Origin of the sequence: Streptomyces phytophilus (genome assembly GCF_013870535.1) — a bacterium.
In the GTDB taxonomy this organism is placed as follows: Bacteria; Actinomycetota; Actinomycetes; order Streptomycetales; family Streptomycetaceae; genus Streptomyces; species Streptomyces phytophilus.
In genome coordinates this window covers 1-4,889 of the sequence record NZ_JACBXC010000391.1, presented here as the reverse complement: position 1 = coordinate 4,889, position 4,889 = coordinate 1, and the positions used below count along the sequence as shown (strand labels likewise).

Here is a 4,889-nt window from a genome sequence, read left to right as displayed (position 1 = left end):
GGGCCGCGCCCAGGCCGGCACCTGGCCGACGGAGGACGACACCGTCGCGCAGGTGCTGTCGATCTACGACGAGTTGATGACGTACGGCGACGCCTGACGGCCCCCGTCCTCACGACCCGTCCTGACGGGCCCCGCCCGGAGGGCCGCCGGCAGCCGACCGCGGCGCGTGGAAGCGCGCCGTACCGCTGCCGCGCTTCCGCGCGCCCCTGCGGGTGCTACCCGTACGCCCCTGACGCGCTGAGCCGCAGCGCCGTGTCGATCAGCGGCACGTGGCTGAACGCCTGCGGGAAGTTGCCCACCTGGCGCTGCAGCCGCGGGTCCCACTCCTCGGCGAGCAGCCCCAGGTCGTTCCTGAGCGCCAGCAGCTTCTCGAAGAGCTGCCGCGCCTCCTGCACCCGGCCGATCATCGCCAGGTCGTCCGCCATCCAGAACGAGCAGGCGAGGAACGCGCCTTCGTCGCCCGGCAGCCCGTCGCTGCCCGTCTCGTCGCCCGCGGTCGGGTAGCGGCGGATGAAGCCGTCGGGGGTGCCCAGCTCGCGCTGGATGGCCTCGATGGTGCCGATGACGCGCTTGTCGTCCGGCGGCAGGAAGCCGACCTGCGGGATCAGCAGCAGCGAGGCGTCCAGCTCCTGCGAGCCGTAGGACTGCGTGAAGGTGTTGCGCTGCCGGTCGTAGCCCTTCTCGCAGACGTCGCGGTGGATGTCGTCGCGCAGCCGCTGCCAGCGCTCCAGCGGGCCGTCCGCCTCGCCGGACTCGATGAGCTTGATCGTGCGGTCGACGGCGACCCACGTCATCACCTTGGAGTGCACGAAGTGCCGCCGCGGGCCGCGCACCTCCCACAGCCCCTCGTCGGGGCGGTCCCAGTTCTCCTCGACCCAGCGGATCATCTTCAGCTGGAGCAGGGAGGCGTAGTCGTTGCGGGTGAGGCCCGTCATGTGCGCGAGGTGCAGCGCCTCGACGACCTCGCCGTAGACGTCGAGCTGCAACTGCCCCGCCGCGCCGTTGCCCGCGCGCACCGGGCGGGAGTCCTCGTAGCCGGGCAGCCAGTCCAGCTCCGACTCGCCCAGCTCGCGCTCGCCCGCGATGCCGTACATGATCTGGAGGTTCTCCGGGTCGCCCGCGACCGCGCGCAGCAGCCACTCGCGCCAGGCGCGCGCCTCCTCGTGGTACCCGGTGCGCAGCAGGGACGACAGGGTGATGGCGGCGTCGCGCAGCCAGGTGAAGCGGTAGTCCCAGTTGCGCACGCCGCCGATGTCCTCCGGCAGCGAGGTGGTGGGCGCGGCGACGATGCCGCCGGTCGGCTCGTACGTCAGGGCCTTGAGCGTGATCAGCGAGCGGATCACGGCGTGCCGGTAGGGGCCGTGGTACGTACAGTGCTCTGTCCAGTCCTGCCAGAAGTCCTCGGTGGCGGTGAGCGCCGTCTCGGGGTCGGCGGGCTGCGGCGGCTCGCGGTGCGAGGGCTGCCAGCTGATCGTGAACGCCAGCCGGTCGCCGGGGCCGACGGTGAAGTCCGAGTACGTGGTGAGGTCCCGGCCGTATGTCGGCACCGGGGCGTCGAGCCACACCGAGTCCGGCCCGGCGACGCCGACGGTGCGGCCGTCCTCGGTCTGGTGGACCCACGGCACGATACGGCCGTAGGAGAAGCGCATCCGCAGCGCGGAGCGCATCGGCACCCGGCCCGTGACGCCCTCCACGATGCGGATGAGCTGCGGGGAGGCGCCGTCGCGCGGCGGCATGAAGTCGATCAGCCGGACGGTGCCGCGCGGGGTGTCCCACTCGGACTCCAGCACCAGCGAGTCGCCCCGGTAGCGCCGCCGGGTCGCGGGCGGCGGGGAGGTCTCGGGGGCGTACGCGGGACCGAGGCGCCAGAAGCCGTGCTCCTCGGTCCCCAGTAGGGACGCGAACACCGCATGGGAGTCGAACCGGGGCAGGCAGAGCCAGTCGGCCGTGCCGTCGCGACGGACGAGCGCTGCCGTCTGCATGTCGCCCAGAAGTGCGTAGTCCTCGATCCGCCCGGCCACGTGCCTCTCCAGCTAGAAGTGCGTTCCGCAGAGGATAAAGCCTTCGCGCGTGCGCGCGCGCCACGGTCGCGGATTCCCCCTGGGCCGATCGGGTCGGGCGGGCGGGGAGCGGTCGGCCGCGGGCGGTGACCAGGGGATCACTGTTACCCTGGTAGCCCGTGGAGCGGAGGGCCGGCCGGGCATGTGGCGGCGGCGCTCGCCGAGCGACCCACCTCGATCTGGGGCACCCCGCCACGCACCTCGTCAGCGACCACGGGAGCCCCTCTTGGCCATGCCATCCACGACGTCAAAGCACATCTTCGTCACGGGAGGCGTCGCCTCCTCGCTCGGCAAGGGGCTCACCGCCTCCAGCCTGGGCGCGCTGCTGAAGGCGCGCGGGCTGCGCGTCACGATGCAGAAGCTCGACCCGTATCTGAACGTCGACCCCGGCACGATGAACCCGTTCCAGCACGGTGAGGTCTTCGTCACCAACGACGGCGCCGAGACCGACCTCGACATCGGGCACTACGAACGCTTCCTCGACGTCGACCTCGACGGCTCGGCGAACGTCACCACCGGCCAGGTCTACTCCACCGTGATCGCCAAGGAGCGCCGCGGCGAGTACCTGGGCGACACGGTGCAGGTGATCCCGCACATCACCAACGAGATCAAGTCCCGTATCCGGCGCATGGCCTCCGACGACGTCGACGTGGTGATCACGGAAGTCGGCGGCACCGTCGGCGACATCGAGTCGCTGCCGTTCCTGGAGGCCGTCCGCCAGGTGCGGCACGAGGTCGGCCGGGACAACGTGTTCGTCGTCCACATCTCGCTGCTGCCGTACATCGGCCCGTCCGGCGAGTTGAAGACCAAGCCGACGCAGCACTCCGTCGCCGCGCTGCGCAGCATCGGCATCCAGCCCGACGCCATCGTGCTGCGGGCGGACCGCGAGGTGCCGGCGGCGATCAAGCGCAAGATCTCGCTCATGTGCGACGTCGACGAGGCCGCGGTCGTCGCGGCCATCGACGCCAAGTCGATTTACGACATCCCCAAGGTGCTGCACGCGGAGGGCCTGGACGCGTACGTCGTCCGCAAGCTGGACCTGCCGTTCAGGGACGTGGCCTGGAGCGAGTGGGACGACCTGCTGCGGCGCGTGCACGAGCCGGCGCACGAGGTGACGATCGCGCTCGTCGGCAAGTACATCGACCTGCCCGACGCCTATCTGTCGGTCACCGAGGCGATCCGCGCCGGCGGCTTCGCCAACAACGCCCGCGCCAAGATCAAATGGGTCACGTCCGACGACTGCCGCACACCGCAGGGCGCCCGCAAGCACCTGGCGGACGTGGACGGCATCGTCATCCCCGGCGGCTTCGGCGAGCGCGGCGTGGAGGGCAAGATCGGCGCGGTCACCTACGCGCGGGAGAACCGGGTGCCGCTGCTCGGCATCTGCCTCGGCCTCCACTGCATCGTCATCGAGGCCGCGCGCAACCTCGCGGGCATCACGGGCGCGAACTCCACGGAGTTCGACCAGGCCGCCGCCGACCCGGTGATCTCCACCATGGAGGAGCAGCTCGACATCGTCGCCGGCGAGGGAGACATGGGCGGCACGATGCGCCTGGGGCTCTACCCGGCCAAGCTGGCGGAGGGCTCGGTGGTACGGGAGGCGTACGCGGACCAGCCGTACGTCGAGGAGCGCCACCGGCACCGCTACGAGGTCAACAACTCCTACCGCAGCGAGCTGGAGAAGAAGGCCGGCCTCGCCTTCTCCGGCACCTCCCCGGACAACAAGCTCGTGGAGTACGTCGAGTACCCGCGCGAGGTGCACCCGTACCTGGTCTCCACCCAGGCCCACCCCGAGCTGCGCTCCCGGCCCACCCGGCCGCACCCGCTGTTCGCCGGGCTGCTGAAGGCCGCCGTCGCGAGGCACGAGGCGGCGAAGGAAACGGGAGCACGGCAGCAGGGCGGCGTGCAGCAGCAGGCCGGCCCGCACGGCGCGCACGCGGGTGCGCAGAAGCCGGTGGCCGCCGTGCGCGAGGGGGGCAAGTGATGGCGGAGCAGTCGAAGGCCGAGCTGTTGAAAGACACGGCGGCCGAGTGGGAGGTCGTCGCCTCCGAGACGCCGTTCAAGGGCGCCAAGACCGCCGTGCGCACCGACGACGTGGTGATGCCCGACGGCACCGTCGCCCGCCGCGACTACCAGGTCCACCCCGGCTCGGTCGCCGTCCTCGCCCTCGACGACGACGACCGCGTGCTGGTGCTCAGCCAGTACCGCCACCCCGTGCGGCAGAAGCTCTGGGAGATCCCCGCGGGGCTCCTCGACGTGCCCGGCGAGAATCCGCTGAGCGCCGCCCGGCGCGAGCTGTACGAGGAGGCGCACGTCAAGGCCGACGACTGGCGCGTGCTGGTCGACGTCTACACCACCCCGGGCGGCTGCGACGAGGCCGTGCGCGTCTTCCTCGCCCGCGGCGTGACCGAGGCGGTGGGCGAGCGCTACGCCGCGCACGGCGAGGAGCTGGACCTCACGCTCGACCGGGTGCCGGTGGCCGACCTGCTGCGCGGCGCCCTCGCCGGGGACCTGCACAACAACTGCCTGATGCTCGGCGTCCTGGCGCTCCACGCGGCCCGCACGGACGGCGGTCTCGACGCGCTGCGCCCGGCGAACGCCCCCTGGCCGGCCCGCCCGTTCACACCCTGACCGGTGCCGGTGGGGGGCCGCCGGGCGGTTGATCCGATGCGGTGATCTTCGTTCCGGCGTTCGGCCATGTGCCGTCACGTGACCCGCCCTTCACGCTGGGTGAATTACGCTCACCGGCGTGACGGAACAGGCCGCCCCCCACCGGTTCGTCGGCAGGACCCGCGAGCTCGACGCCCTGCGCGCCGACATCGCCCGCGC

General features: G+C 71.9%; 4 protein-coding genes. 2 read left to right on the top strand and 2 right to left on the bottom strand.

From position 1 onward, the window contains the following. Positions 1-215: 215 nt before the first annotated feature. Positions 216-2,021, bottom strand: a complete 1,806-nt coding sequence (locus H5J30_RS17590) for a glycoside hydrolase family 15 protein (protein WP_309505558.1) — start codon at positions 2,019-2,021, stop codon at positions 216-218. 271 nt (positions 2,022-2,292) lie between these two features. Here H5J30_RS17590 and pyrG point away from each other — a divergent pair, with 271 nt between their 5' ends. Next, entirely contained in the window at positions 2,293-4,044 is a 1,752-nt protein-coding gene (gene pyrG, locus H5J30_RS17585; RefSeq protein WP_181788369.1) for a CTP synthase, read from the top strand. Then, the gene (locus H5J30_RS17580) at positions 4,044-4,691 is read left to right on the top strand and encodes an NUDIX domain-containing protein (protein WP_181788368.1); all 648 of its coding nucleotides are present in this window, start codon (positions 4,044-4,046) and stop codon (positions 4,689-4,691) included. The genes pyrG and H5J30_RS17580 overlap by 1 nt, the downstream gene beginning before the upstream one ends. Here the strand turns inward: H5J30_RS17580 and H5J30_RS35985 are convergent. Then, positions 4,681-4,889: hypothetical protein (locus H5J30_RS35985; protein WP_220189030.1), on the bottom strand; the 209-nt coding region annotated here is incomplete at its 5' end. The genes H5J30_RS17580 and H5J30_RS35985 overlap by 11 nt on opposite strands.

Excerpts from the sequence above, each read along its gene's own strand:
- pyrG (WP_181788369.1), top strand. The coding sequence starts at position 2,293 with ATGCCATCCACGACGTCAAAGCACATCTTCGTCACGGGAGGCGTCGCC.
- H5J30_RS17580 (WP_181788368.1), top strand. The coding sequence starts at position 4,044 with ATGGCGGAGCAGTCGAAGGCCGAGCTGTTGAAAGACACGGCGGCCGAG.